Source organism: Streptomyces sp. NPDC058678, assembly GCF_042714835.1.
In the GTDB taxonomy this organism is placed as follows: Bacteria; Actinomycetota; Actinomycetes; order Streptomycetales; family Streptomycetaceae; genus Streptomyces.
The window spans coordinates 1,171-1,559 of record NZ_JBHXSG010000171.1 but is presented as its reverse complement, the minus strand read 5'-3'; the positions used below and the strand labels follow the sequence as shown (position 1 = coordinate 1,559).

Here is a 389-nt window from a genome sequence, read left to right as displayed (position 1 = left end):
GCTAAGCCCTTCTCCGGGACTTCGACTCTGTCCGAGGCTTCGAACCCTCTTTCAGAGCCCGGGTGGGGCTTGCGGCTTTTTTGCGTCTTGATCAGTTGTTTCGTGCAGCCTACGCCGGGTAGCGGACACGCCCCTCAGCGGTAGGGACACCACTCACGCAGACGGCAGACCAGGACGAATGCCTGGTGGGGTCAGCTCAGGTCCCAGGTGTAGGACAGGTCCCACAGGTGAACCGGCATGACGTGCACGGTCACCTCCACGCATCGACCCTCGGCGGTCTGGGCGGCATGCGTCAGTTCGTAGACGCGAGCGTCACCCGGAAGGCGGAGCTGTTCCTGCTCACGCTCGGTGGGCACGCGAACCTGGATGGTCTCGGTGACGGACGCCTG

1 pseudogene is annotated in these 389 nt (G+C 64.3%); it reads right to left on the bottom strand.

The window, feature by feature from the left end:
• Positions 1 to 191: 191 nt before the first annotated feature.
• Positions 192 to 389, bottom strand: a pseudogene (locus ACFWWR_RS48555) (GntR family transcriptional regulator); the annotation flags it as partial.